A 24,611-nucleotide genomic window follows, 5' to 3' on the forward strand; every position below is an offset into this window, starting at 1 on the left:
CACCCCATGACTTAAGACCTTTAAAAGAATTTTCTTATGTAGTAAGGTCAAAGCCTGCACCTTAATACATAGGTAAAAATTTTATAAGGGTGCTTTCTCTTTTGTTTACTATACAAGGGACTAAAATGGCTTTATGGTTTGTTAGCTTGATAGCCTCAGTGACATCGGTTTTATCTCTAGCTCCCCAAGTTATTCAAACTTACAGAACAAAATCAGCCAGAACACTATCCCTTTTAATGCTGATAAACTTCCTTATTTGCTCTATCAGTTGGGTGATGTATGGATACTTAACATCCACATACTTTATTTGTGTAACTAACGGGATTACAGGAACTTTGGCTTTAATTCTAATCACATTAAAGTTGAAATACGATTTTTTCGAAAAAAAATTTATATAAACATAGACTATCTTACGACTTACTTAGGAATCACATATGAAAAACATTTTTTGGTTTCGCCAGGACCTCAGGCTTGAACATAATCCAGGCTTGATTGAGTCTGCAAAGGATGCTGCAGTGCTGCCAATTTATATCTTGGACGATATAAATGCAGGCAAGCATAAAATGGGGGAAGCTAGCCGGTGGTGGCTTCATCATTCTCTAAAAAGTCTTTCAAAGAGTTTAAGAGGAAAATTGGCTTTTTTTAAGGGAGATGCTAAGCAAATTCTTATTGAGCTTACCAAATCAGAAAATATTCAGGGAGTTTATTGGAATCGATGCTACGAACCCTGGAGAATTCAAAGAGACACGAATATTAAGAACGCTTTAAAAAAAGAAGGGGTGCAGGCCAACAGTTTTAATGCTTCACTTCTTTGGGAGCCTTGGGAAATTTATAAGAAAGACGGAGACCCATTCAAAGTGTTTACACCTTTCTACAAAAATGGATGCCTTTCTTATGAACCTCCTGAAAAGCCTTTAGGACCGCCAAAAAAACTTAACATTTCGTCCACTACAAAAGGGAAACCCTTAGACAGTTTAGATCTTCTTTCTGGTAAAAAATGGGAGAATAAGATGTCTTCTTACTGGAAGATTGGGGAAATAGGTGCAAAGGAACGATTAAAACAATTTCTAAAAAACGGATTGGAATTTTACAAAAAAGGAAGAGATTTTCCTAGTCATGATCACGTTTCTCGCCTATCCCCTCACTTGCACTTTGGGGAGATCTCTCCTAATACTGTATGGTATGCTGTCAAAGGACAAAATGAGAATCATACCCATTTTCGAACTGAACTCGCTTGGAGAGAATTCTCCTACTACCTTCTTTATCATTTTCCGACTCTTCCTGAAAAAAATTTTCAAAAAAAATATGATAAATTTCAATGGAAGACCAATATCAAGCATCTAAGGCTATGGAAAAAGGGGCAAACGGGAATTCCGCTGGTAGATGCAGGAATGCGAGAACTTTGGGAAACAGGTTATATGCACAACCGTTTACGCATGGTTACTGGATCCTTTCTTGTAAAAAACCTTCTTCTCCATTGGCGTGAAGGCGAAGCCTGGTTCTGGGATTGTCTGCTGGATGCTGACCTAGCAAGTAACAGTGCCAGCTGGCAGTGGGTAGCAGGATGTGGGGCTGATGCTGCTCCTTATTTTCGTATATTTAATCCAACGACTCAAGGAGAAAAATTCGACCCCAAAGGCACCTACATACGTCGTTTTATTCCCGAACTGAAGGACCTTCCTATTCGCTACCTTTTTTCTCCTTGGACAGCACCCGAAAATGTCTTAAGAGAAGCGGGCGTAAAGCTAGGAACTACCTATCCACGCCCAATTGTTGACTTAAAAAAGTCTCGAGAGGAAGCACTTGAGACCTTTAAAGGTTTGAAAGAAGTGTCTTAGACTTATCAATCCGAACTAAGTTCTCTAAATAAGAGACAGCTCTGCATCAATAATCGTCTCAAGAGCATCAGCTAAATCTACCTCAGGGCCTTCCCCGAGCTCATAGAGAGTTTTCAATGTGTCCCGACGACTCTCTAACGAGTATTTCACCTCTGCTTGCAGAATCTTCTGACATAATGAAAACTTATAGCTTTCGCTATAGGTTTCCTTCATCAGATATTTTACCCTGTTAACAAACTGAGTCGCTTGATTCCTTCCCATGTGCTCCGCAGCGGCGCAAAATAGTTGGACTGAGAGGCTACAATTATGAGCAAACGTATTTTTGTATAAAATTTTTAATTCAGCAAAACCTTTCTGTTTATCATAGCCTTGAAGTTTAGCCTCTTCTTTGAAGATCTCAATCAAGCCTTCAAGATGAAATGAAGGTTTTTGAATCAGTGGTATCAACGTTTTTGCAAGCTTAAGGAACATGCAATCATAATAAAATGTTTCTTCAGGATGATTTTTCACACATTCTAAAATCACCTGAGTGAACGCTTTTACATCCTCATGGAGCTCATGCTCAAGAAAAGGGCTCCGTGCTTCCACATTAATCAATTGTTCCCAAACTCTCAGTTTTGTTGACTCAGGCCAATATTCTTTGTGTTCAGTTTGATCATAATCCCGCTTTTCGATTCTACGAATGACCTCCTTGAAAAGTCCAATCACATCTCGAGCTATAGGAAGCTGAGCCTGCGCGGCATATTTCCCTAGCTTTTCTAAGGAATAGGGAAAGAGGACGGGATCTTCCTTACCCACTTTCCTTTTTGCAAGATTAAATGCCGTAGAAAGCGTAGACACAATCTCGATTTTTCCAAGGCTTAATTCCACCATTGCTAGATCCAGGAAGGAGATCTATATCTTCCTCTAAATCGTTGTAAAGCCCTTGCGCTGTTTCTATAGCTTCTGGATAAAGCCAAAACATGTCTTTGATTACATCCTTTGCTTCCTCAAGGGTGGCCCGAGCACTACCTGCATCTTGATGCTTCGAAACTTCAATATATCCAAAGACTTTTGTTTCTTCGTAATCGATTTTCCAACCAGCATTTTTGCAAACTCAGGGGCCGCAGGAGAGATTTCTGCTATCATCCGCAGATAACCTTCATCATGTTGAAACGTGTAGGGCTGATTTAAAATGCGCGTTTCAAGCTCAGCACTCTTTTCCTTTAGGGAAATGATGGCAGGTTACGGTATGCGCTCACTTGAAGCTGCTCCTCTTGAGCAAGCCTCGTCATTCCCGAATTGGGTCCTGGGTTTTGGTAAGAAGTAACCGCTTCACCCAAGCGCTTGTCTATGTCTGTGCAAGCCTCCTCAGTATTCAAAATATTACTTGCGATTTCTACTGCTTCGATGCTCATTAGATATCTCCATAACTTTAAAACGGAGAAGAGTTTACCATTTATCCTATTTGTACCTCTACCCATTTTCTACAAAACCCCTTATAATCGGGCTCGAACAAGGGAGTTATTATGGAAATTGAAGGAAATGATCTAATTGAATTAAATTCTTTACAATCTGAGGAGAGCTTCGTTTGTATCAAAAAACCCATGGGAAATATTGCTGATCCTGTCACAGAGCAGTTTAAAGCGGCCCTGCAAGCAATCCAAAACAAGATTGATGAAGGAAAAAAGGAAGAGGCTCTGGATCTTGTCAATAAGGAGCTAAAAGCTCTCAACGAAAAGTATATCGGATGCTATCTCTTTCCTGAGCTTGCCGAGTTTAAAAGCTCTCTTCTAGCTATTAAGAAAGAACTTAGCTAGTAATTAAGAAGGGACAGGTCTGGCTTTACCTGCAGGGATGGCGAAAGCTTTGAGCGCAGGATCTGCTGGATTGCCTCAAGTGTAGCACCTGTTGAGGAGGGGCATGTTGTACATGCTCCTTGATATGCAATCACCACTTCAGTTTCATCATTCAAGGCAGAGACTTCAATACCTCCTGCATCAAGTTCGATATAGGGTTGAATTTCGTCACGTATCACTTCTTTAATATGATCAAGCTTCTCGTCTGGGGAAAATAGGTGCCAATTGGGATGTCCTCCTTCTCCGGTTAACTGAGAGGGAACAGGAGGAGACGTTGAAGGATCTTTCAAGGGAATATCTGAGCATTTTTCTGCAGCTTCTTCAATAGCCGCGAGGACCAGGTTGAGATGAGCATCGACCTCTTTTGGAAAGGCTGGGATATTCGTAAAATCACGGAGTTTACGGTCGATCAAATCCGCAGAAAGACGGCGCGCTTGATCATAGCTTTTTCTGAGGAGAACTTCGCAAGCTGCATCAGCAGCACCAATGAGGGAGGTTTCTCCAAAAGCCTGAAATTTAGCATCGGCAACAATCCCGTCCGTTTCATCAACCACAAGAGACATGATCAAGATATTTCCTTGTGCTTCTACTCTTCCTGTCACAACACGCATCTCTTGAAGAGCACCAGCATTTTCATTGAAGCGTCCCAGATTGCGAGGCTTTAAGATCCTTTCGGTAAGAAGATGGCTATAGTCATTCCACGGATAGGGCTTCATAAAACAACCTCTTTAGAAAAAGTTTTACATCTCTGCGCAGAGTCGATAATAATCCCGAGGGCACGGTCGATTTCTTCTTCGGTCGTTTCTCTAGACAAGCTAAATGAAAGAGCACACGGGTCGCTTATTAGGTATTCGAACTTTTGTTTTTGCCCCCCTCCAAAAGAAGCAAAAACTCCTGCTTCACGAAGATGAAAAGCAAGGAGTTCATGATGGACACCTGGAAAAAGAATCGCAGACACATTGGGGAGGCGCTCAGCTTCCTTGTATAATAGCTTTACTTCAGGAATCGCAAGCTTGATCCCCTCTTCTAATTTATCACGAAGGCGCGCCGTTTCAAGAGAAAGATGGTCAAAGGCCTCACTCATCTCCTCAGTCGCAATGCCCAAACCAATTAGAGCTGGTGTATTGAGGTCTGCTCCTTCCATTCCTTCAGGAATGGCTGGTGTAAAGTCTATTCCACGACGGATAAAAACGCCCCCACTCCCCTTTGGCCCATGCAAAACTGGACCATCAAAAGTGAGAAAATCAAGAGGAAGCTCTTCGAACTTAAAATAGAGTTTTCCCAGAACTTGAGAAGCATCCACATGGAAAAGGATTCCTTTTTCTCGACACATTTCTGCAAGTTCCCAGATGGGATGAATCACTCCGGTTAAACTATTCGCCCATGAAAGAGAAACAAGTCCTGTTTTTGGGGAAATCGCAGCCTCCAAGGCTTCTCGCGTCACCTGTCCATTTTCGCTTAGTTGAATCGTTTTTTGAACAACGCCGAGTTTTTCGTAATGTTTTCCAAGAAGGTGAATTGGTGCTTCTTCGGCAGCTGTTGTAAGGATATGATTTTTTCCGCTTTCAACGATATGATCGATATAAACGCTTTGGTAAACAGCCGCAATCGCAGCACTCCCTGAAGAGGTAAAGTGAAATGCATCCTTAGGGTGAGCACCAACAAAAGCACGCAGATTCCCAATGGAACGTTCGATCGATACAAAAGGCTCTTTTCCTTTCAAATAAGGAGCACAAGCGGACTGCCAATGCCTCTTGAGGATGGGTTGCATCTGACTAATAAGGTGAGAAGAGGGACGGGCAATGGTCCCATTGTCTAAATAAATTGGCTCCATCAGTCTAAGGTCTGCTTTTCCCAGGTCTGCCCTTCGAAACGATAGCAAATGGGTTCACCGGTAGGGATTTCGAGGTTAAGCACTTCTTCATTAGAGAGATCATCTAAGTACATGACAATCGACCGAAGAGAGTTTCCATGAGCTGAAATGAGAACATTTTTCCCTTCCTGAAGACAAGGCAGCACTTTTTCTTTGAAGTAGGGAATCGCTCTTTTAGCTGTCATTTCAAGACTTTCACCTTTTGGAGGAGGGACATCAAAGCTTCGTCGCCAAATTTTTACTTGCTCAGCGCCGTATTTTGCTCGAGTTTCGTCTTTATCAAGCCCCTGCAGCTCTCCATACATCCGCTCATTGATCTCCCAAGCGACAATCACAGGGATGCAATTTTCTTGTGCTTTCTCATCATAAATATTTCCCCAGGTTGCCTGCTCCTCTTCCCCTTGATGAAGGATAACGGGGGTTTTTCCGCTCTCATGTTCGCTCATCGCAATCATTGCTGTCATCTGAGCGCGCATTAAAGTTGAAATAAAAATCACATCGAAATCAATATCTTTAATCCGCTTCCCTGCTTTCTGGGCTTCAAGCACACCCAGCTTACTAAGAGGGACATCGACCCAGCCTGTAAAACGATTTTTTTGATTCCACTCCGACTTTCCGTGTCTGAGAAGGACGAGTTTCGCACCTTTTTCCATACCCCGTATCATAGAATAGATTGCCTTATTATGGTACGTTTTTTATAATGCTTTCATGGAACCAAATCGTTTAAGTAAAATTTTAGCTTGCGCTGGCGTTGCTTCTCGGCGCGCAGCCGAACACCTTATCTTTGATGGAAAGGTGCGGGTCAACGGAGAAATTGTGACCGTTCCCCAAACCATTGTAAATCCAAAAACCGATAAGGTCTTCATTGATGATGAACGTATCGAATTTAAGGACGAGAAAGTTTATTATATTTTGAATAAACCGAAGGGGTACATCTGTTCCAACAAACGGATGGGAACAAAAAAACTAGTGATCGATCTTTTTGCAGAGTTGAAACACCGATTGTTTACCATTGGCCGCCTCGACCGCGATACTACAGGGCTTATCCTTCTTACCAATGATGGCCACTTTGCCCAAAAAGTCATTCACCCCTCGAATAACCTCAGCAAAGAATACCTGGTCAAGACTCAGCAAGAGATCACGCATGAGCATCTCGTGGACCTTTCAAAGGGAACCTTAATCGAAGGGAAGTGGATCCGCCCCGCAAAAGTCACAAAGGTGCGGCGAGGAACGATTAAAATCACTGTCAAAGAAGGGAAGAAAAGAGAGGTGCGCCTTATGGTGCAAAATGCTGGTCTTACCCTCCTAACGCTTTCCCGCATTCGGATCGGCGGACTCCGCCTAGGCCCTCTTCAAGAAGGTGAGTGGCGAGAACTCACTGAGCAAGAATGCAAACTTATTTTTGCTTAAAGCCACATATTTAATTATTCATTCCTTATAAAACTTGTTTTGAGTCATAATCCTTTCCTTTGAAAAACCAGGGAATCCTTATTCAAAAGGAGAGATTTTATGATGTTTTTGAGAACACTCTCGCTAGCCTTTATCTTTTCTAGTTCACTTATGGCAAGCTTTGAGAATAATGATAATCATCGATCTGGGGAGAAAATTACAGGAATACAGATTTGTGGAGAGCGTTGCTCGGGGACCAATTTTTTAGAAAGCCTTATCAAAAATAATTTTCCTAAAATGCATCCGAATTTTCACTCTTTTGGGTGGAAGCATTTTCTGTGCTGGTTTGAAACTCCTTTAGATAAAGAGCACTTTAACCTTCCCGATCGTATGATAACTCTAGAAGGTTCTGAGCAGTACTTATTCATTGTCATTGTAAGAGACCCCTATAACTGGATAAGGAGTTTCTATTTGAATCCCCACCATGTTTCTCCGGAGCTGACAAACAAAGGGTTCTTCCATTTTATTAGTAGTGAGTGGCGTAGCGAAGACTGCTCCCATATTGACTCATTCAATCCTTATACAGGAGCTCCCTTTAAGAACGTATTAGAACTAAGAAAGTATAAGACTGTTAATTATTTAAAAATTGCTAATTTGGTAGGTAATTTTTGTCTTGTTAGATATGAAGAAGTATCAGAACATCCGAAGCAATTTGTTGATTTTATCGCAGATTTTTATGGATTAGAAAAATGCCCTCAATTCACTCCAATTATACATTACAAAGGGTACCCTCATAACCCGGCCTATAAAAAACAGCCCTATTTTCCCTTTGAAAACAAAGATTTGCTCTACATCAACCAGAATATAGATTGGGACGTTGAAAATAGGTTAGGATATACGAAGCATTACTGAAGCAACCCTCTAAATCTATATGGACAGTAGGTTTTGATAAATCCCTTCATAGCTGTTCATGCATCTTTCCCAGAGGTACTTTTCTTCAAACCGCTTTTTTGCTTCCTTTGTATAGTCCTCTCTTGCAAGGACTGCCTCGGCGTACTTTTGAGGATCTTTATGATCAATAAGGGTCGCGAGCGGTCCAGGTTCAACCACTTCTTCAAAAGCGGAAATGCGAGAGGCTATAATAGGAACTTCCATTGCCATAGCTTCGAGAAGAAGCAGAGCGCAGGCTTCCCAAACCGAGGGAATCAAGACAACTTCTGCTTCAGCAAGTTGGCTGAGAGCGTCATGGCGTGGCAATCTTCCTGTGACTGTAACGTAGGGGCTCTCTTTCATTTTCCCTTCAAGCTCACCACCTCCGATCACCTTAAGGTGGTATCCCTTGGGCCCAAGAATCTCCATAACCTTGAGGAGAAAAAGTGGATCTTTGACAGGGGTTACGCTCCCCACAAAGACAAGAAGTTTTTCTTTTGGAACCTGTCGTTTGGGCAGTTTGCTCCTATCAATTCCATTGGAGATCACGCAATGGTTTGCACCTCGTATTAGATCGTGCTTAAGAGCAACATCTTCTTCCCCTTTAGAGACAAAGACCGTAAGGTCCGCCTTCTTAATAGCTTTTCTCTGTGCCCACTTGCTAAGCGGCGTGCCTTGATAGATGCCATGAAGCCCATGAATCGTATAAATAATGGGGCATTTCTTTGGGACAAAGCTAAGAAAAAACGCCGCTCTTCCTCCATGGACGTGGATAAGATCGGGGTTGACTTTGTCAATGATACTCCGCATTTTCAACGGAATGCGCATATCGAATCGCGCTGTAAAAAAATTAACCCCATACTTAGGAATACTGCCCGCAGCTTCTAAGGAATAGGAATCTTTTTGAGTAAGAAGGACTGGGTTTTTTATAGAATTAATCATCTCAAGAACAAAGGTGGTCCCACCACCAGGGTTCCCATCAGCTACAATCTGTAATACTTTCATGCGATTATCATACCACTAAATGACATTTTTTGATACGCTTTGAAGAAGCAAAAAAATAATGAGAGTTTCATGCTCACAACCATTGCTCGGCTATTTGGAAAGTCTCCCTTTCACCCTCTTCAGTCTCATATGAAGAAGGTAAGCAGCTGTATGAAAAAGCTCACCGAGATCTTCACTAATTTAAAAAATAAAAGTCCTGAAGAACTGGAAAAGCTTGTGAAAGAACTTTGCAAATTGGAACACGAAGCCGATCTTACAAAGAATGATATTCGGAACCACTTACCAAAAAGTTTATTCCTTCCGATCGATCGTGGACAGTTCCTCGATATTCTGTCGATCCAAGATAATATCGCCGATAAGGCAGAAGATATTGGTGAACTTCTTCTTCTCTATCCAACAAAAGAATTAGGCGATCTATGTGATCATCTTGACAGTCTTTTTAAGAAGAACATGGAGGCTTTTTGGGATGCCCGAAACATCGTAAAAGAACTTCACGAACTTTTAGAATCTACTTTTGGAGGGCTTGAAGCAGAAAAAGTGAAGACAATTGTGGAACAAACCTCTCGCCTTGAGTATGAAGCAGATAAGATGAAACACGCTCTCTTGAAAGAATTTTTCAAGTCTGCAGAATCGGTGAAAACCCCCGTTTTTTATCTTTATACCCGCCTTGTTGAGGAGATCAATGCCATCTCCCACATCTCTGAACAACTAGCAAATCGAATCCGTATGATCCTAGAGCTAAAATAGTATGTCTGTCGAAACAATTTTGACCATTCTTGTTCTGCTCGCCGGCTTTTATATGGCTTGGAATATCGGAGCCAATGATGTGTCCAATGCAATGGGGACATCGGTGGGATCTGGAGCTTTAACCCTCTTTAAAGCCGTGATCATCGCAGGTATCTTAGAGTTTTGTGGAGCATTCTTCTTAGGAGGCAATGTTTCTCGAACGATGCAACAAGGGATTGTCAACCCTGACATCTTTGCTCATAACCCGCAGATTCTCCTTTTTGGGATGCTATCGGCTCTTATCTCTACGGCAGTATGGCTGCAGGTTGCTTCCTATTTCGGGTGGCCCGTATCTACGACTCACGCAATTATTGGAGCCTTGCTTGGTTTTGGTGCACTTGTTGGAGGGATCCATGCAGTTCATTGGAGTGAAGTGGGACGTATTGCTCTAAGCTGGGTCATTTCTCCAGTTCTAAGCGGTCTCTTTGCCTATATGATCTTCAGCACACTGCAACGAAAAATTCTTTTTGCTATGAATCCGATCAATGCAACGCGGAAACTTATTCCCATATTGGTCTTTATCGTTCTTTTGGTTTTTACACTGAGTGTCCTAATGAACGGTATGGGATCCTTGCATGTCAAGGTTAGTGGTCTCGAAACGCTGCTTATTGGTTGTGGCATTGGCCTTATCGGAGCCTTGATCAGTTTTTTTGTCCTCAAAAAGGTCTACCTACCTCAGGAGCAGACGGTTTCAGCAAACACTTCCCAACAGGTTTTTAGCTTGAACAAAGCCGTCCGACACTTGAAACGCGTAAAACTCACTAGCAAGGGAGACAGGCGCGACCAAGTTTCCCGAATTCTTCGCGATGTAGAAGATTATGCAGAAGAAGTGCGGGAACACTCAAATCTTTATACGGCAAGTTCTGACTATAAAATTGTCGAAAAAATGTTTGCATCACTTCAAATCATGAGTGCTGCCTATGTTGCTTTTGCTCATGGCGCGAATGATGTCGCAAATGCCATAGGCCCCGTTGCAGCGGCTCTCGAGATCATCCGAAAAGGTGGGCTTTCAATGACCTCTCATGTCCCCGCTTGGCTCCTTGCTATGGGAGGTGTTGGGATTGTTGTTGGATTGGCCACTTGGGGGTGGAGGGTCATGGAAACCATCGGCCGAAAAATTACTGAACTCACACCAACACGGGGTTTCAGCGCCGAGTTTGGAGCAGCAATCACAATCCTTGTTGCCTCAAAGTTTGGTCTCCCCATTTCTACAACGCATTGTATTGTTGGAGCAGTGCTTGGTGTCGGCCTTGCACGAGGAATTTCAGCCCTTAATATACGGGTACTTCGAGACATTGTTCTTTCGTGGATCATCACGATTCCCTCAAGTGCTATCGTCTGCATATTAATTTTTTATTTGATTCGTGCCATCTTTTCATGATTGTGGTAACACAAAATTATGAACCCACTAGAACTTCAAGCTGAAACTGTAGCTCAAAAGGTACGTCACTATCTCATCACCACAATGGGACGAACTGCCGACGAAGCAAATGATGAAGAATTTTACCGGGCTTTCTGCGCATCAATATGCGAAGAGATCATGATCAACTGGACTGCCACGACACATTCATTCAAAAAACCAGGAATCCGAAGGCTCTACTATTTATCGATGGAGTATATGCCTGGCCGCTTATTTGGAAATAACATCACCAACATCAGTGCCGTTGATTTTATAAAACAAATCTTAAAGCGACTCAATCGAGACATTGTCACAGTTGCTAGTATGGAGCATGACATTGGGATTGGAAATGGAGGACTTGGTCGCTTAGCTTCTTGTTTTATGGACTCCCTTGCAACGCTCCAGTACCCAGCAATGGGTTATGGAATGCGCTATCAATATGGAATTTTTGATCAAGAATTGATCTGCGGAATACAGATTGAACGCCCAGATTGTTGGCTACTTACACCCAACCCTTGGGAGTTTCGTCGTGATACCCACGCAGTTCCTGTCCGTTTTTCAGGAAAACCTGTCCCACGTAAAAACAGTCATGGAGATGAAGTCTATGACCTGATTGATTATGAAGAAGTAAGAGCCCTTCCCTATGACCTTCCGATTATTGGATATAGCCCTGATCCTAACTTTTCCGTTCTCACCCTTCGCCTTTGGTCAACCAAGGAATCTCCCCGCAATTTTCAACTGCAGCGGTATAATGCAGGAGAAATAGGACAAGCAAGTGAAAACACGAGCCTTACAGATGTTCTTTACCCCAATGATAACCACGAAGCGGGGAAGCGCATTCGACTCAAACAGGAATTTTTACTTGTCTCAGCCTCTCTTCAAGATATCGTCAACCAGTATAGGGAGGTCTACTCCGACATAGATCAATTTGCCGATGTGGTGCGCATCCAAATTAACGACACCCACCCCGCACTCATCATTCCAGAACTCATACACCTTCTAACACAAGAAAATGACATTTCTTGGAGCAAGGCATGGGAAATTGTCCGTACCTGCTGCGCCTATACAAATCATACAGTGCTAAAAGAAGCCCTTGAAGAATGGAATGCCGAGCGTATGCACAAACTCCTTCCTCGCCACTACGCAATTCTTCAAAGGTTGAATCAAGAGTTTTGCGGAGACGTCCGCACAACCTTTCCAAAAGATGAGGATAGAGTCCGTCGCATGTCGATTATTGAAGGAGGCCGGGTAAAAATGGCCAACCTTGCAATTTATGGTTCCCATAAAGTGAATGGAGTTGCAGCATTGCACACCGAAATCTTAAAAAGCTCTCTCTTCAAAGATTTTTATGAGATGTACCCTGATAAGTTTGTCAACGTGACTAATGGAATCACACAAAGGCGATGGCTCCTCTATTGTAATCCCCTTCTTGTAGAGTTTTTGGAAAAACGGATCGGAAATGGATGGATCACCAATTTTGAAGAGATTGCCCGGATTGCTGATTATGCAAATGATCCCCAAACTCAAAAAGAATTTCTCGAGATCAAGAAAAAAAACAAAGAACGCCTTCTTAAAATGATTGAGGAGGATATGGAGTTTCGTCATGGATCTGGGAAAAGTTTTGCAGAGCAAAATTTCCTTGGCCCCAATGCGCTTTTCGATGTCCAAATTAAACGGATTCACGAGTATAAAAGGCAGCTAATGAAAGCACTGCACTTGCTGATGCTCTACTACGAAATCAAGGAAAACCCTGAGTCGAACCGCATCAAGAGGTTTGCGATTTTTGGAGGAAAAGCAGCCCCAGGCTACCTTGTTGCAAAAAATATTATACGCCTGATCTACTGCCTTTCTCGAAAAATTAATCAAGACCCTGAGGTAGGCAAACGCATCAAAATTGTTTATATCGAAAATTACAACATCTCAAAAGCTGAAGTGATTATCCCTGGAACAGACCTTTCAGAACAGATTTCAACAGCAGGAATGGAGGCATCCGGAACAGGGAATATGAAATTTTCAGTCAATGGCGCCTTGACGATTGCAACCGATGATGGAGCCAACGTCGAGATGCGAGAAAAAGTGACGGATGAGTGGTGGCCCTTTATGTTTGGAGCAAGCTCCAACGAAAACCTCAAGATGCAGCGCGCCCATAGTTATAATCCCCTGGATATCTATTCAAATAATAATAAAATTAAACAGGTTGTAGATGCATTAAAAAACCGCTCCCTTGTTGAAAATGACGCCGAACATGAAGCGCTTATGACTGTCTATAATAGCCTCATTGAAGGAGGCTATGATCGTTTCTTCGTACTCAATGACTTGATGGCTTATTATGATACCCAAAAAAAAGTCGAAGAACTCTATTTAGATCCTTCCCGCTGGGCAGAGTTTGCAATTCATAACATTGCAGGAATGGGCTTTTTCTCTGCTGATGTTTCCATCAATAACTATGCCCAAAAAATCTGGGAACTAGAAAAATGCCCTCCCGATCCAGCTGAACTTGCTCAAGTCCGCAAGGAATATAGCGAGCACGACCGCTGCCGTGTCATCCAGTAAGAGGCATCTCTTCTTCTTGAAAAAGATTTCCTAGCCGCATAATCTCTTCTTAAAAAAAATCGGGGAGTGTTTATTTAAAAAATGATTTATAAGATTTTGATCTTTTTATTCGTTCAAAAAAACAAACTGTGGACCATCAAAGCCTTGGATCGTGCTTCAAGAAAAACTGTCGCATCGGTGCTCGGTCGTCGTAGCGCTACAACGTTCCGAAAACTCTATGGTAAAGTCAGTCGCTTAACAGAGTGTCTATTTTTCACAAACGACTGGTCCGCTTTCGCAAAAGTGCTTCCAAAAGACCGGCATGTAATAGGAAAGTCTGGAACAATTGCTATCGAACAAGACAACAGCACCACTCGCCATCACCTTGGTAGAATGACACGAAGGAGAAAGGTAGTTTTTAAAACGAAGAAAATGGTTGATACAACTATCAAATTATGGTGAGCTCTATCAGATCCTGATATATTCGCTTCTTTTCAAGAGTTAGGAACATCGACCTTTAGGTAAACACTCTCCATCTCTTTTATATATTGAACAACCTTAACTGATAACGAATCCTAGTTGAGCTCCCATTTCTTGAGAAGCTTTTCGAGTTTTCCATCGGAGCGCAGTTTATCAAGTCCTCGATTGAAAACTTCGACCAACTCGGCATTATCTCCATTCAGAGTCAAGAGACGAATTCCCGCATCATTTAGCGGAGGCGTTGCAATTTTGACCTTTCCAAAATACAGGTCGCGGACATAGCTTGTTGCTTGAATATAGTTCACTAAAACCCCATCATATATTCCCGCAATCACGTCATCAAGTCCATCAGGGATCGAATAATAGTATTGAACAATAACGCCTGGAAAACGTTCAAGAAGAACTGCCTCACTTGAAAGCGTGTCAACAGCCACTTCCCTGCCATTCATTTGACCCAAAGCGCTAACTTTTACCCCATCTTTAACGATAAGAACAGGCCCAATATGAAGAATAGGGTCAGAAAAAGCATAGGTTCTCTCAAGAAAATTTCTGGGTGTCATAGAAGACAGCATCCCATCGTAGCGCTTTTCCTTAAGCCCATAGATCAAATTATCCCAGCCCATCGTCACGCGCTCAAAAAAGACCCCCTCTTCTCTCCCAATCGCAACTAAGAGTTCATTCGCAAAGGCATAGACGTTGGTTTCTTTTCCCTGAAGGTCTATCGGGTACCAGCTTGGATCCATCCCTACTCGGTAAGTTTTACCTCCCGACCCACATGCTGCAAGCAGAAACACAAGAGAAAAAAAGAGAACCACTCTGCAAAACAATCTAACTTTCATCCATACACCTAAATAACTTCAACTTCATCTTAGTAGAAATGGTGCATTTGTTCAACATTTCTAATTTAAAGCATTTTATTTAATTCAAAGACTAAGTAAGATTCGCTCTTTTGTCTCAACTTGGAGGTTCTTTAGATGAAAAAAGTATGTTTAGCTCTACTCTTAGGAGTTAGCATTGGGGGACATTCTAAATAAAACTGTGATAAAACCTATATTACGCCGTTTCATGTGAGTCTACACAGCAATAAAATCGAAATAGAAAATAATGGGGAAATTTTCCAAACTTCTGCAGTTTTTTCAGATGATTCAGGACTCTATTATACGAATTACCTGAAGACAGTAGAAGTGGAGGAGCCTACTGTTATCGACTTAAGCCCACTGCTTAATGAAGATTACTTCACGACCGATGTACAACTCAAACCTCTCGAAGAGGTCGAAGTTAAAGTTGAGATCGAAACGAAAGCTCCGACAATCGTAGCAGATCCGCAGCCACAGAAAGCTGTCTCTGCCCCGAGGGAGCAAAAACAGGTGAAAAGTTGGCCCTATAATCACAAGCACCATCGATAGTGACAGAACTACTTTACAGGCCTTAATAGCCGAAGGCCATTAAAGATGACAACAAGGGCGGCCCCTGTGTCGGCGGCAATGGCCATCCAAAGGGAGGCTAGGCCCACAATTGCAAGGACCAAAAATATCGACTTCATTGCTAAGGCAAAGAGAATGTTTTGTTGGATTGTACGCACTGAGCGCCGTGAGTGATGAATAAGCCAAGGGACAAGCGACAAATCGTCAGACATGAGAACGATATCAGACGTTTCGATTGCAGCGTCTGTTCCCATAGCTCCCATAGAGATCCCAAAGCTGGTAGCAGCCATGGCTGGAGCATCGTTAATTCCATCACCAATCATTGCCACGGTTTCCCATTTTCCCTTTAAATATTCGACCGCTTTAACTTTGTCTTCTGGGAGGAGTTCAGATTGCGCTTCATCGACACCTGCGAGCCCCCCAATCGCTTCTGCTGCAGGTTTATTATCGCCGGTAAGCATCACAATCCACTCCACTCCAGCTTTTTTAATCTGCTGAAGGACTTGCCTAATTTGAGCACGAGGCTTATCGGCAACGCTGATTAAACCGCAAATATGCCTCTCATTTCCTATTGCAATAATGGAATGCCCTGCATCTTCTAGCTCAAGAGCCATTTCGTGAATTTCAGGGGTCTCTTGCTTCATCTCATGCATAAACCGATGACTTCCGATCCAATATCGGGTTCCTTGAAAGGTTCCTTCCGCTCCCTTTCCTTGCGTAATTTGAAAGTCTTCTGCGCGCTTGATCTGAATATTCTTTTTCTTTGCATAGCTTAAGATCGCTCGAGCAATAGGATGTTCACTAGGAGTTTCCAGAGCTGCCGCTCGCATCAAAAGTTCTTCCTCGGTATGCCCACTAAGGGGAATCACCCGGTGAACTTCAGGACGCCCATAAGTTAACGTTCCTGTCTTATCTAGAGCAAGAGCACGGAGTTTGCTAGGCATCTCTAAGAACATTCCCCCCTTGATTAGGACCCCCTTTCTTGCTGCAGCCGTCATTCCAGAGACGATGCTCACAGGATTAGAAATGACAAGAGCGCAGGGACATGCAATGACCAAAATCACAAGGGCGCGGTAAAGCCACATATCCCATCCACTTCCAAACAAAAGCGGAGGGACAATCGCAACTAAGATGGCAATACAAATCATGATTGGCGTGTAGATCTTTGCAAATTTTTCGACCCATTGCTGCGAGCTTGCGCGCTTTGCCTGAGCCTCTTCGACTAAGTGAATGATGCGTGCAAGCGTTGTATCATTAGCCCCTTTGGTCACCCGACATTCAAACGCTCCGTCTTCATTCAATGTCCCCGCAAAGACTTCATCACCCTCTTTCTTTTGAATGGGAATCGACTCCCCTGTAATCGGTGACTGGTTAATTGAAGTCGCTCCTTCTTCAATGATTCCATCAAGAGGAACTTTTTCTCCCGGGCGCACTAAAATCCGATCTCCCACTTGAACCTCTTCGACCCTTGCATCCCCCTTATCAATCACATGCGCAATCGTTGGAGATAAATCCATTAGCGCTGAAACAGCCTTGCGAGCCCGCTCCAAACTCCAATGCTCAAGCAAAATAGCTACAGAAAACAAAAATGCAACAGTTGCCCCTTCGAACCACTCATTAATCGCAATCGCTCCAGCCATTGCAATAAGCATCAAAAGGTTCATATCCGGTTGAAAACTTTTAAGCGCAAGATAGGCCTTAGGAATCACAAAATAGGCGCCAAAAACCATTGCCATAAAATACAAACGATCTGAGACAGGACTTCCTCTTAGATGAAAGTAGACAGCAAGAACCAAAAAGATCCCACTGATAATTGTTGTAAAGAGTCTTCCATAACGACTCCAAAAAGCCCCCTCTTCAAGCTTTTCTCTTTCTTTCCATAAGACAGCTTTCAACCCTCCGTCCTGGACCCAATGAGTGATCTGATCCGCGCTTACACCCTCGCAAGTGACAATCATCTTAGCATTCAAAACATCAAAGTTCAGATCAGCGATCCCCTCCCGTCTTGCAAGGGCTTTTTTTAAGATGGCAACTTCTTCTGCGCAGTCAAGACCAACAACTTTAAATTCCAATCTCATAATTTTTATTTTATCCATCGATGATTTATAATGCCACCCATGAAGAATACCTTGATTAAACTCCTCCTTGCTCTAGCCCCAAAAAGAAAAAACCAGCAGAGGGGCGCGCCCCGAATCCTTGTTGTCTCAACAACGGGAATAGGCGATTCCCTCTGGGGATCCCCCGCAATTCGCGCTCTGAGAAAAAAACACACGAAAGGGTACATCGCACTTCTAACGAGCCCTATTGGAAAACAACTTTTTCAAAACAATCCCTATCTCGACAAGATTTTCACACTTAAAAACCCTGCACTCCTCTCTTCTATCAAACTTCTGGGAAGCCTTAGGAAAAAAGCATTTGATACCGCCCTTATTTTCCACCTCTCGCAGCGCCCAATTCTTCCGTTAGTTTCTCTTGCGGGCCCTTCAAAAATTGTGGGAACCGAAGGAATTAACAAAGGTCTTGATTACCTTTTAACCGACCCCATTGAGCAGTCCCCTATCCACGAAATCCAGCGCCGCCTAAATATTGCCGGCTGCAAGGATTCCTCCCCAGAAATGGAACTCTTTTTGACCAAAGACGAAAACGAAACCGCTTTGAAACACCTTCCAAACACACACCTCATCATTGGGATGCACCCTGGAGCCAAGGACAAATATAAACAATGGGATCCCAAACATTTTGTCGAGCTCGGAAGAAAGCTGGCAAAAGAAAAAGGGGCCACCCTCATGATTACCGGAGACAAGGGAGAAGCCCCCCTAGCAGAGCAGATTGCCAGCAATATTCCAGGAGCCATCTCTGTCGCCGGGAAACTCCCTGTTCGCGTCACTGCAGCCCTTATCGAAAAGTTTGATCTCTTTGTGACCAATGACACAGGCCCCATGCACATCGCCTTCGCAATAGGAACCCCCACTCTAGCAGTCTTCTCCCCTACCAACCCGAAGCTCTGCGGCCCCTACCAAATTTCTCATGGAACTGCCTTTCAAAAACCCAGAACGTGCACCCCCTGTATTCGAAAAAAGTGCCGCTCTCCTTTCTGCATGGAACAAATTTCCCCTGACGAGGTTTATGAACGCATCCACATTTGAGCGTCTTCGCCTTCTAGAAGAGGGGATTTCTAACGTCCGCAAAACCAAAGCAGTACAAACATTCACCGACCTCCAAACCCTCGAAGAGGTCTCGATCATTTGGCAAGCTAAACGAGAACATCACCCTGTGATTGCGGAGTTTTCAGGAAAGGCCTTTATTAATCTTGACAACGACGTATTATATCAAGCCCTTGAAGAGGGGATCATCGACCGTCTCATAGAAGACACCCCCCTACTTACAGCTTTTCTTAAAGAAGCTCAGGAAGGGTTTAGGATCATCCCGCCTATTAGCATTCAATCTGCGGAGTAATAATGTTGTTTTTAACCAGGAAATATATTTTTGCCTCTTGAGTAAGACCTGCGAAATCATAATCGTCTGGCTCACCACCTACAGCTGATACTAATCTGTCATAGGCTTGCTGACATCCTTCTCGAGTCTCTCCTCTTTCATCTTGTAGTGGAGCAAAAAATTTATCATTATACCATCCTAGCGCCGCAGTATATAATCTAGTGGCTCGATTAGAATTCAGCCCGTCAATTAAATACTCTGCTGGCTTATACTGTGTCGCAACGGCATCCAATACTTGATCTACATCGTTGTTATCTGCCATATGGTGTGCCACATACGTGTGAATCTTTGAAGTTGGAAGGTTTAATTTTCCAGGAATTTTTTCTTGCACCTGTCTTTCAAAATCAGCCTGATGTCTATAGTTTGGATCATGTTGATAAACCATTGTTTTAATGAGCTGGTTTGTATATTCCATAACAGTCAAAGCTCCCAAAATCTCCCTTGAAATAGCGCAGGGACTTTTCATAAAAAAGACTTTACAGAGGTGTCGTTGATTAATATTCCAAGTAGTTTAATAAGATAGCTATCGTTCCACCCAGCTAGCCGCCGTCTCTTTGCTATCCCTTTTGTTCCCTTTGCATCTACCTGAAGTATCGACTGCGCCATTCGCCGAAAAACCGCAAAATTCTCAGGGGCATTACCCGTGCTTATACAACAGGCATCTTCTTTGAAAACTACGTCCATCATCCAATGAAGATGGTTCTCTATTCCCCAGTGCCCTCGCACTAGCTTTATCGCCTCCTGAGGAATTAAAGAAAGGCTTGAGATGTAGTGACGTTTTTCTACGCTAACTTTCCCCCTAACTTCTCGTCTTGAAGTTACTTCGATAAGAGTCTTTAAGTCTTGCCACTCTTCTCGACAGTCTAACCATTCTAGGTTACTGGCTACAGCAACTTCTCGCTCCTCGATTCTTCCATGAGCTTTTTCAATTTTCTTGGCCCTAGCACACTCTGCCCCTTCATATTCAACCTCCCTTGCCTGATCGAAGAAGTTTTGGGCTTCATCATGTAAAGTTCCTTGGTTGCCTTTTAGAGCTATCACGTAATCGCCTCCTGCCCTGCGAATGTCTTCCACAATTTTTTTCTGACAGCCTGCAGCGTCAATAGTGATAATTGATCCTTTGATATCTATGGCTTTTATCAATTCTGGAATGGCAGTAATTTCATTTGATTTTTCCTCTGTTTTGACTTGGCCTAGCAACAAACTTCGACCTGTTTCCCAAGCCGAGACAAGATGAACTGTTTGCTTGGATGCCCCATTGAGCCTTTTACCATCGATTGCGATAATTTGCTTTTTCACTTCAACAGGAAGAGCTTTCATCCATCGAATGAAAGTCTCTTGTAATTTTTGGGGGTTTAGCATAACGAGAAGCCACCAAAACACTGTATAGCTGGGAGGTTTTTTGATTCCAAGAAGCCGTTGGAATAAGCTGATTTTTGTACATGCATACTCATGAATATGGATGATAGCATTAGCCCCAGCTATGACCGCTGCTAAGATAATGACTAGTAGGGCAACCAACGGATACGACAAGTTATCTTTAGCACGTGGGTCTTGGATATCTTTGAATTCTATTTCTATGGACTCAATGAAGGCTTGCTGATCTAGGAGTTGATCTACTTCAGAATAGAACTTGGCCACTTGTTTCTTTGACATAAACACCTCTAAGTTAATCAGAAGTGTTATCTTCTGTTAAATCTTAGTCGATGTCAAAACTTTTTTATGAAAAGTCCCTGGAAATAGCGCCGTGAATCGCAGCTTCAATAGCAAGAGTCTGCAATTGACTAGAGACTTGATCATCACAATTTTTATGTGCATCAATAAAGCCTTTACATGTGGATTTAATCCATGCACTAAGGTCTGAAATTTGACTGTCTTTTCCCACTGGATCTTGCAGTGAATTCCACTCACATTTTGCCTTCAAGAGCAGGCCAAAAATTCTTTGTGTGTAGTAAGCAAGACTATTGGACTTACCTCTATAGCTTCGTAGAAGCTCTCCAATCTTATCCTCCATGCCTTTGTCTTCCAAAACATCAGGACAGATATACGCATCCAAGTGGAAAAGTTCCTTATAGTCTTCGTTATATAAATCGAGGGTTTCATCGCCCAACAAGTTATCCAAATCAAACTGACGGACCGCTTGAGTTAATCCAAAATTCTTTGCCTCTAGACCTCTGTATGCCTCTATACCTTCAGGTGCAGAAGTGCTGCTTGCAGCACGGAGTGTTTGCTCTCTCTGTCGCTCTATCATACCTTTGTGTTTTTTTTCTCTCAGGTGCAGAAGTGCTGCTTGCAGCACGGAGTGTTTGCTCTCTCTGTCGCTCTATCATACCTTTGTGTTTTTTTTCTCTCAGGTGCAGAAGTGCTGCTTGCAGCACGGAGTGTTTGCTCTCTCTGTCGCTCTACCACCCTTTGTGTTTTTTTTCTCTCAGGTGCAGAAGTGCTGCTTGCAGCACGGAGTGTTTGCTCTCTCTGTCGCTCTACCACCCTTTGTGTTTTTTTTCTCTCAGGTGCAGAAGTGCTGCTTGCAGCACGGAGTGTTTGCTCTCTCTGTCGCTCTACCACCCTTTGTGTTTTTTTCTCTAAGACGTGTCCAACAAAAGCGCTTGACACCAAGCTTAAACTCAGTGTCCTATTCGCGGTTTTAGAAATACTGAATTTTTTTGAAATTTTTTCCAAGCCACATGATGAAATCGATCCCAAAGCCACCACCGAGATAGTTAATACAAACTTATATTTATCTTGAATTGGACTTTTTGAGACTAAAAAAGCTCCTCCAGCATTCAAACAACCTGAAGTAAGTATTGTTACCGCACTTGTCGTTTTAGATATTTTACAAAAGTGCTGAACTGCAGCCATCGCAAATGCTGCACAGAACACTGAATTATAAGATGTTATGTTCTCAGAAACATTTCCCATTTGTCCTCGCTCTCCAAATGTTCAAATTTGCGCCAGATAGTACAACAATCACCAAAAAATGTCTTCCTTTATGTTCAGAATTATTTACATTCATTTATCTCCATTTCTTTTTTCTGCCGCTCAAACCTACCCTTTCTAACCTAAAAATCATAAATTTTTATTTATAAGTGATTTACAAAAAAAACCTTCCCTTTAGAAGTGAGGTAGTAGACATTTTTCCCCGTGCAGATTCTATTGGAGACTGGGTGCCCATAGTAACTATTCCATCTTTCGATAAGTCCATTGGCAACATCGCGCTGAACGTAGCTCTTTGCACTCCGCAAAGATACCTCACAAAGCTTTGCGATCTCGCTATAGGAGAGTTCGACGCAGCCTACGTTTTTAAATAACGTATGCGTCCAGAATTTTTCTTTCGCCATATTTTGTACCTCAGTTTTTAAATGTTCCAAAGCGCCCTATCCGCAAACAGAAAGGAGCGCTCTAGAACAAATTAAGGTACATCCGAAAAGGGAAACCATCTTCTCAGAAAAGATCTGCGCTGAGAAGAGGGGTAGATTTTTTCGCCGCACTTCCATAAAATAGGAGGTGAGGCTAAGGTTCTTTTGCTTCAAAAAGGATGTACCTTAGTTTCGCGCCTCGAGAGGTGACCGCCTCTCGGGGCATTTTGTTAATAATGTCCCCACCAGCATATAAAAACCCTTCCATTTCATCCAAGAAAAACTTGGAAGCTCTTGCGTTGAAATAAGTAAGTGGTTCGGTTATGCTCAAGATATGAAAATCTACGTCATCATTCTGAATTGGAATGGAAAAGAGGATACCCTTCGGTGCTTGGGAAGCCTGAAAGAAGTGTCCACTCTCCACAAAATTGTCGTTGTTGACAATGGTTCGTCTGATGGGTCTGCAGCAGCTTTTTCAGCAGCTTTTCCTAAGGTGCACCTCATTGAAACAGGGGTAAACCTCGGCTATGCTGAAGGGAATAATGTGGGGATCCGCTACGCTCTTGAAGAGGGGGCAGACTACATCTTTGTCCTGAATAATGATACTGTCGTTACAAAAGATATCCTTGAAAAGTTCTTAATGCGCGATGTTCCGATTCAAGGCGGCAAAGCCCTTTTGATGGATGACCCATTTAAAATCGACCACTTAGGGGGCACATGGAATGCGAAAGAGGGATCTTTCAAACTTATAGGGGCGAATGCTCCAGCAAGCGCATGGATAAACCCTATCTTCTTAGACTACGTTTGTGGAGTGGCGATTTTTGCTAAAGCAGAGGTCTTTAAAAAGGTCGGTCTTTTTGATCCGCGGTTTTTTCTTTTTTGGGAAGAGTCTGATTGGTGCTTTCGCGCAAAAAAACTAGGCTTTGCAGCGCAAGCGTGCCCTGAAGCGATTCTATTCCATAAAAAATCAGCTTCCTTTTCCGGAGGAACACCGCATACATGCTATTTTTGGTGGCGCAATCGCCTCCTTTGGATTGAAAAAAACTGCTCTTTAAAGGAGCAAAAGCACCTTAAGAAAGCGATCCTAAAAGAAAGCCTTCATACATTTAAGCTTCTCCTTCTCAAATACCTTCAGTTTCCCTTCTCAAAAAAGACCCATGTCAGGCGCCTCCGCCTCCGCTTTTACCGTGCGCTTCTTGCTGGAGTGCGCGACTACTACCTCCGCCGCTTCGGAAATTGCCCAGGGTGGGTTATCCAAGGAATTAAAGAATGACCGCCCATATTATTAATGTCGTTTGGGGAAAAGAGTATATTCAGACCTTTTTGGAAAGGTAGCTCCCCTTCCAGTTTTCACCGGGAAATTTAGAAAACTTTGACGGAATCTATGTTCTCTACACAACAGTGGAAGATGAGAAGATTATTTGTGCGCATCCCCACTTTAAAACCCTTGAGTCTTTCCTTACCGTAGAGTTTCGAACGATCAAATGTGAAGAAAACCCCTACACCCTTATGACTGCGTGTCACTGCGATGCGATCAAGCAAGGAAAACGCCTTGTTGCCATTTGCAGTATACACACTTCGATGGAAAAAATGAAGCCACACCTTCCCCCTTTTAACTATTCCTCTCAAGCACTTGCGAAAATCGCCATCCCTATATTGAAAAGTGCTTCATTAAAGAGAGGAAAACACTGGAAAGGCCTAGCCAAATCTACTTCTATCTGGACGAAAACAATGTTCTTGTCCGTGCTTTTCACCTCCACCCTCTGCTTCTTTGGCCGCGTGATCAAGCAATCCTTCCTCTTGTCACAACAGATGGCCCTCACTTTCTAGAGCGGGCCGTCCCAAATTTTGAGGAATGGAAAGTGATCACTGACTGCAGTAGAGCTTCTCTCTTTGAGCTTTCCAAGGAGTCTTTTCTCCAAGAGGCTTGCATAAAGCCCCTATCCCCCTTTGGATTTTTCCGCTGGGCCAATGTTCATATCACTGCTGGACATCATTTTTTTGCAAAGCATTCAATTATCCTCAGCGATAGCACGGAAAGTGAAAAATGGGAGCAACCAAAACAAGAAGCCGACCGTCTTCTCTCTTCCGTAGAAAAAACGCCTCTTTCCTTCCGGCTTGCCAAACCTTTTCTCATTCTCAGTTTTTACCTTAAAACGCTGTTCCTCATCCTGATCGGAAAGAAGAGTTTCCCTCTTAGCAAAGTCCTATTCCATCTAAAGTATACCTTAAAAACCCGCTCAATTCCCTTTTCCTAAAATCCCTA

The 24,611-nt window shown here is 42.9% G+C and carries 29 protein-coding genes; 15 read left to right on the forward strand and 14 right to left on the reverse strand.

Features of this window, described 5'->3' with window-relative positions; translation table 11 throughout:
- The first annotated feature begins 125 nt into the window (after positions 1-125).
- Positions 126-398: a SemiSWEET family sugar transporter gene (locus R2I63_RS10630; RefSeq protein WP_445083661.1), complete on the forward strand. Its 273-nt coding sequence runs from the start codon at positions 126-128 to the stop codon at positions 396-398.
- Between the two features lie 36 nt (positions 399-434).
- Positions 435-1,838, forward strand: a complete 1,404-nt coding sequence (locus R2I63_RS04350) for a cryptochrome/photolyase family protein (RefSeq protein ID WP_316359252.1) — start codon at positions 435-437, stop codon at positions 1,836-1,838.
- A gap of 24 nt (positions 1,839-1,862) precedes the next feature.
- Here the strand turns inward: R2I63_RS04350 and R2I63_RS04355 are convergent, their stop codons facing one another.
- The 3 genes from R2I63_RS04355 to R2I63_RS04365 all read right to left on the reverse strand — a co-directional run bounded on the left by R2I63_RS04355 (position 1,863) and on the right by R2I63_RS04365 (position 3,235).
- Positions 1,863-2,678 carry a hypothetical protein gene (locus tag R2I63_RS04355; RefSeq protein WP_316359255.1) on the reverse strand — a complete coding sequence of 272 codons (816 nt, stop codon included), beginning with the start codon at positions 2,676-2,678 and terminating at the stop codon, positions 1,863-1,865.
- The gene (locus tag R2I63_RS04360) at positions 2,653-2,802 is read right to left on the reverse strand and encodes a hypothetical protein (protein WP_316359257.1); all 150 of its coding nucleotides are present in this window, start codon (positions 2,800-2,802) and stop codon (positions 2,653-2,655) included. Before R2I63_RS04360 ends, R2I63_RS04355 begins: the two co-directional genes overlap by 26 nt.
- Before the next feature lie 241 nt (positions 2,803-3,043).
- Positions 3,044-3,235, reverse strand: coding sequence for a hypothetical protein (locus R2I63_RS04365; RefSeq protein WP_316359259.1), 192 nt, complete (start codon positions 3,233-3,235; stop codon positions 3,044-3,046).
- Between the two features lie 111 nt (positions 3,236-3,346).
- Between R2I63_RS04365 and R2I63_RS04370 the strand changes: the two genes are divergently transcribed.
- Positions 3,347-3,637, forward strand: a complete 291-nt coding sequence (locus tag R2I63_RS04370) for a hypothetical protein (RefSeq protein ID WP_316359261.1) — start codon at positions 3,347-3,349, stop codon at positions 3,635-3,637.
- Here R2I63_RS04370 and R2I63_RS04375 read toward each other — a convergent pair.
- Genes R2I63_RS04375 through R2I63_RS04385 form a run of 3 tightly spaced genes read right to left on the reverse strand, consistent with a single transcriptional unit; the run spans position 3,634 to position 6,214 of the window.
- Positions 3,634-4,392, reverse strand: a complete 759-nt coding sequence (locus R2I63_RS04375; protein WP_316359263.1) for a NifU family protein — start codon at positions 4,390-4,392, stop codon at positions 3,634-3,636. The two genes, R2I63_RS04370 and R2I63_RS04375, sit on opposite strands and share 4 nt — an antisense overlap.
- Entirely contained in the window at positions 4,389-5,510 is a 1,122-nt protein-coding gene (locus R2I63_RS04380; protein WP_316359265.1) for a cysteine desulfurase family protein, read from the reverse strand. Before R2I63_RS04380 ends, R2I63_RS04375 begins: the two co-directional genes overlap by 4 nt.
- Positions 5,510-6,214: a 2,3-bisphosphoglycerate-dependent phosphoglycerate mutase gene (locus R2I63_RS04385; RefSeq protein WP_316359267.1), complete on the reverse strand. Its 705-nt coding sequence runs from the start codon at positions 6,212-6,214 to the stop codon at positions 5,510-5,512. The genes R2I63_RS04380 and R2I63_RS04385 overlap by 1 nt, the downstream gene beginning before the upstream one ends.
- Positions 6,215-6,257: 43 nt before the next feature.
- Here R2I63_RS04385 and R2I63_RS04390 point away from each other — a divergent pair, with 43 nt between their 5' ends.
- Positions 6,258-6,959, forward strand: a complete 702-nt coding sequence (locus tag R2I63_RS04390; protein ID WP_316359269.1) for a pseudouridine synthase — start codon at positions 6,258-6,260, stop codon at positions 6,957-6,959.
- A gap of 99 nt (positions 6,960-7,058) precedes the next feature.
- Positions 7,059-7,850: a hypothetical protein gene (locus R2I63_RS04395; RefSeq protein WP_316359271.1), complete on the forward strand. Its 792-nt coding sequence runs from the start codon at positions 7,059-7,061 to the stop codon at positions 7,848-7,850.
- A gap of 15 nt (positions 7,851-7,865) precedes the next feature.
- On the opposite strand, the gene R2I63_RS04400 is transcribed toward R2I63_RS04395, so the two are convergent.
- Entirely contained in the window at positions 7,866-8,873 is a 1,008-nt protein-coding gene (locus R2I63_RS04400) for a glycosyltransferase family 4 protein (protein ID WP_316359272.1), read from the reverse strand.
- Positions 8,874-8,942: 69 nt separating this feature from the next.
- Here R2I63_RS04400 and R2I63_RS04405 point away from each other — a divergent pair, with 69 nt between their 5' ends.
- From R2I63_RS04405 to R2I63_RS04420, 4 genes are all read left to right on the forward strand, one after another.
- Positions 8,943-9,620 (forward strand): TIGR00153 family protein, encoded by a 678-nt coding sequence (locus R2I63_RS04405; protein WP_316359275.1) that lies wholly within the window; start codon positions 8,943-8,945, stop codon positions 9,618-9,620.
- Position 9,621: 1 nt separating this feature from the next.
- Complete coding sequence (locus R2I63_RS04410) at positions 9,622-11,040, forward strand: inorganic phosphate transporter (protein WP_316359277.1); 1,419 nt, start codon at positions 9,622-9,624, stop codon at positions 11,038-11,040.
- A gap of 18 nt (positions 11,041-11,058) precedes the next feature.
- A complete protein-coding gene (locus tag R2I63_RS04415; protein WP_316359279.1) occupies positions 11,059-13,611 on the forward strand; it encodes a glycogen/starch/alpha-glucan phosphorylase in 2,553 nt (850 codons plus the stop codon).
- 81 nt (positions 13,612-13,692) lie between these two features.
- Positions 13,693-14,052 carry an IS1 family transposase gene (locus R2I63_RS04420; RefSeq protein ID WP_316359281.1) on the forward strand — a complete coding sequence of 120 codons (360 nt, stop codon included), beginning with the start codon at positions 13,693-13,695 and terminating at the stop codon, positions 14,050-14,052.
- A 113-nt stretch (positions 14,053-14,165) separates the two neighbouring features.
- On the opposite strand, the gene R2I63_RS04425 is transcribed toward R2I63_RS04420, so the two are convergent.
- On the reverse strand, positions 14,166-14,909 hold the full coding sequence (locus R2I63_RS04425) for a substrate-binding periplasmic protein (RefSeq protein WP_316359283.1): 744 nt from the start codon (positions 14,907-14,909) through the stop codon (positions 14,166-14,168).
- 228 nt (positions 14,910-15,137) lie between these two features.
- On the opposite strand from R2I63_RS04425, the gene R2I63_RS04430 reads away from it, so the two are divergent.
- A complete protein-coding gene (locus R2I63_RS04430) occupies positions 15,138-15,476 on the forward strand; it encodes a hypothetical protein (protein ID WP_316359285.1) in 339 nt (112 codons plus the stop codon).
- An 8-nt stretch (positions 15,477-15,484) separates the two neighbouring features.
- On the opposite strand, the gene R2I63_RS04435 is transcribed toward R2I63_RS04430, so the two are convergent.
- On the reverse strand, positions 15,485-17,572 hold the full coding sequence (locus R2I63_RS04435; RefSeq protein WP_316359286.1) for a heavy metal translocating P-type ATPase: 2,088 nt from the start codon (positions 17,570-17,572) through the stop codon (positions 15,485-15,487).
- 30 nt (positions 17,573-17,602) lie between these two features.
- Here R2I63_RS04435 and R2I63_RS04440 point away from each other — a divergent pair, with 30 nt between their 5' ends.
- Positions 17,603-18,640, forward strand: coding sequence for a glycosyltransferase family 9 protein (locus R2I63_RS04440; protein WP_316359288.1), 1,038 nt, complete (start codon positions 17,603-17,605; stop codon positions 18,638-18,640).
- On the forward strand, positions 18,621-18,950 hold the full coding sequence (locus R2I63_RS04445; RefSeq protein ID WP_316359290.1) for a hypothetical protein: 330 nt from the start codon (positions 18,621-18,623) through the stop codon (positions 18,948-18,950). The genes R2I63_RS04440 and R2I63_RS04445 overlap by 20 nt, the downstream gene beginning before the upstream one ends.
- On the opposite strand, the gene R2I63_RS04450 is transcribed toward R2I63_RS04445, so the two are convergent.
- The 5 genes from R2I63_RS04450 to R2I63_RS04470 form a co-directional block, all read right to left on the reverse strand.
- Positions 18,928-19,404, reverse strand: a complete 477-nt coding sequence (locus R2I63_RS04450) for a hypothetical protein (RefSeq protein WP_316359292.1) — start codon at positions 19,402-19,404, stop codon at positions 18,928-18,930. The genes R2I63_RS04445 and R2I63_RS04450 overlap by 23 nt on opposite strands.
- 47 nt (positions 19,405-19,451) lie before the next feature.
- On the reverse strand, positions 19,452-20,645 hold the full coding sequence (locus R2I63_RS04455; RefSeq protein ID WP_316359294.1) for an ISAs1 family transposase: 1,194 nt from the start codon (positions 20,643-20,645) through the stop codon (positions 19,452-19,454).
- Between the two features lie 64 nt (positions 20,646-20,709).
- Positions 20,710-21,240, reverse strand: coding sequence for a hypothetical protein (locus R2I63_RS04460; protein WP_316359296.1), 531 nt, complete (start codon positions 21,238-21,240; stop codon positions 20,710-20,712).
- A gap of 20 nt (positions 21,241-21,260) precedes the next feature.
- The gene (locus R2I63_RS04465) at positions 21,261-21,602 is read right to left on the reverse strand and encodes a hypothetical protein (RefSeq protein ID WP_316359298.1); all 342 of its coding nucleotides are present in this window, start codon (positions 21,600-21,602) and stop codon (positions 21,261-21,263) included.
- 467 nt (positions 21,603-22,069) lie between these two features.
- Positions 22,070-22,327 (reverse strand): hypothetical protein, encoded by a 258-nt coding sequence (locus R2I63_RS04470; protein ID WP_316359301.1) that lies wholly within the window; start codon positions 22,325-22,327, stop codon positions 22,070-22,072.
- Between the two features lie 352 nt (positions 22,328-22,679).
- Between R2I63_RS04470 and R2I63_RS04475 the strand changes: the two genes are divergently transcribed.
- From R2I63_RS04475 to R2I63_RS04485, 3 genes are all read left to right on the forward strand, one after another.
- Complete coding sequence (locus R2I63_RS04475) at positions 22,680-23,618, forward strand: glycosyltransferase family 2 protein (RefSeq protein WP_316359303.1); 939 nt, start codon at positions 22,680-22,682, stop codon at positions 23,616-23,618.
- 128 nt (positions 23,619-23,746) lie between these two features.
- Positions 23,747-24,175, forward strand: coding sequence for a hypothetical protein (locus R2I63_RS04480; RefSeq protein WP_316359306.1), 429 nt, complete (start codon positions 23,747-23,749; stop codon positions 24,173-24,175).
- 32 nt (positions 24,176-24,207) lie between these two features.
- Positions 24,208-24,603, forward strand: a complete 396-nt coding sequence (locus R2I63_RS04485) for a hypothetical protein (RefSeq protein ID WP_316359309.1) — start codon at positions 24,208-24,210, stop codon at positions 24,601-24,603.
- Positions 24,604-24,611: the final 8 nt, after the last annotated feature.

The organism is Candidatus Neptunochlamydia sp. REUL1 (assembly GCF_963457595.1).
In the GTDB taxonomy this organism is placed as follows: domain Bacteria; phylum Chlamydiota; class Chlamydiia; order Chlamydiales; family Simkaniaceae; genus Neptunichlamydia.

What these genes read in the sequence shown, in the direction of transcription:
- R2I63_RS04370 (WP_316359261.1), top strand. Translation starts at nt 3,347, where the DNA reads ATGGAAATTGAAGGAAATGATCTAATTGAATTAAATTCTTTACAATCT.
- R2I63_RS04420 (WP_316359281.1), top strand. Translation starts at nt 13,693, where the DNA reads ATGATTTATAAGATTTTGATCTTTTTATTCGTTCAAAAAAACAAACTG.
- R2I63_RS04440 (WP_316359288.1), top strand. Translation starts at nt 17,603, where the DNA reads ATGCCACCCATGAAGAATACCTTGATTAAACTCCTCCTTGCTCTAGCC.
- R2I63_RS04425 (WP_316359283.1), bottom strand. Translation starts at nt 14,909, where the DNA reads ATGAAAGTTAGATTGTTTTGCAGAGTGGTTCTCTTTTTTTCTCTTGTG.
- R2I63_RS04410 (WP_316359277.1), top strand. Translation starts at nt 9,622, where the DNA reads ATGTCTGTCGAAACAATTTTGACCATTCTTGTTCTGCTCGCCGGCTTT.
- R2I63_RS04380 (WP_316359265.1), bottom strand. Translation starts at nt 5,510, where the DNA reads ATGGAGCCAATTTATTTAGACAATGGGACCATTGCCCGTCCCTCTTCT.
- R2I63_RS04400 (WP_316359272.1), bottom strand. Translation starts at nt 8,873, where the DNA reads ATGAAAGTATTACAGATTGTAGCTGATGGGAACCCTGGTGGTGGGACC.
- R2I63_RS04350 (WP_316359252.1), top strand. Translation starts at nt 435, where the DNA reads ATGAAAAACATTTTTTGGTTTCGCCAGGACCTCAGGCTTGAACATAAT.
- R2I63_RS04435 (WP_316359286.1), bottom strand. Translation starts at nt 17,572, where the DNA reads ATGAGATTGGAATTTAAAGTTGTTGGTCTTGACTGCGCAGAAGAAGTT.
- R2I63_RS04375 (WP_316359263.1), bottom strand. Translation starts at nt 4,392, where the DNA reads ATGAAGCCCTATCCGTGGAATGACTATAGCCATCTTCTTACCGAAAGG.
- R2I63_RS04395 (WP_316359271.1), top strand. Translation starts at nt 7,059, where the DNA reads ATGATGTTTTTGAGAACACTCTCGCTAGCCTTTATCTTTTCTAGTTCA.
- R2I63_RS04460 (WP_316359296.1), bottom strand. Translation starts at nt 21,240, where the DNA reads ATGATAGAGCGACAGAGAGAGCAAACACTCCGTGCTGCAAGCAGCACT.
- R2I63_RS04360 (WP_316359257.1), bottom strand. Translation starts at nt 2,802, where the DNA reads ATGTTTTGGCTTTATCCAGAAGCTATAGAAACAGCGCAAGGGCTTTAC.
- R2I63_RS10630 (WP_445083661.1), top strand. Translation starts at nt 126, where the DNA reads ATGGCTTTATGGTTTGTTAGCTTGATAGCCTCAGTGACATCGGTTTTA.
- R2I63_RS04390 (WP_316359269.1), top strand. Translation starts at nt 6,258, where the DNA reads ATGGAACCAAATCGTTTAAGTAAAATTTTAGCTTGCGCTGGCGTTGCT.
- R2I63_RS04445 (WP_316359290.1), top strand. Translation starts at nt 18,621, where the DNA reads ATGAACGCATCCACATTTGAGCGTCTTCGCCTTCTAGAAGAGGGGATT.
- R2I63_RS04385 (WP_316359267.1), bottom strand. Translation starts at nt 6,214, where the DNA reads ATGATACGGGGTATGGAAAAAGGTGCGAAACTCGTCCTTCTCAGACAC.
- R2I63_RS04415 (WP_316359279.1), top strand. Translation starts at nt 11,059, where the DNA reads ATGAACCCACTAGAACTTCAAGCTGAAACTGTAGCTCAAAAGGTACGT.
- R2I63_RS04455 (WP_316359294.1), bottom strand. Translation starts at nt 20,645, where the DNA reads ATGTCAAAGAAACAAGTGGCCAAGTTCTATTCTGAAGTAGATCAACTC.
- R2I63_RS04475 (WP_316359303.1), top strand. Translation starts at nt 22,680, where the DNA reads ATGAAAATCTACGTCATCATTCTGAATTGGAATGGAAAAGAGGATACC.
- R2I63_RS04470 (WP_316359301.1), bottom strand. Translation starts at nt 22,327, where the DNA reads ATGGCGAAAGAAAAATTCTGGACGCATACGTTATTTAAAAACGTAGGC.
- R2I63_RS04405 (WP_316359275.1), top strand. Translation starts at nt 8,943, where the DNA reads ATGCTCACAACCATTGCTCGGCTATTTGGAAAGTCTCCCTTTCACCCT.
- R2I63_RS04450 (WP_316359292.1), bottom strand. Translation starts at nt 19,404, where the DNA reads ATGGAATATACAAACCAGCTCATTAAAACAATGGTTTATCAACATGAT.
- R2I63_RS04365 (WP_316359259.1), bottom strand. Translation starts at nt 3,235, where the DNA reads ATGAGCATCGAAGCAGTAGAAATCGCAAGTAATATTTTGAATACTGAG.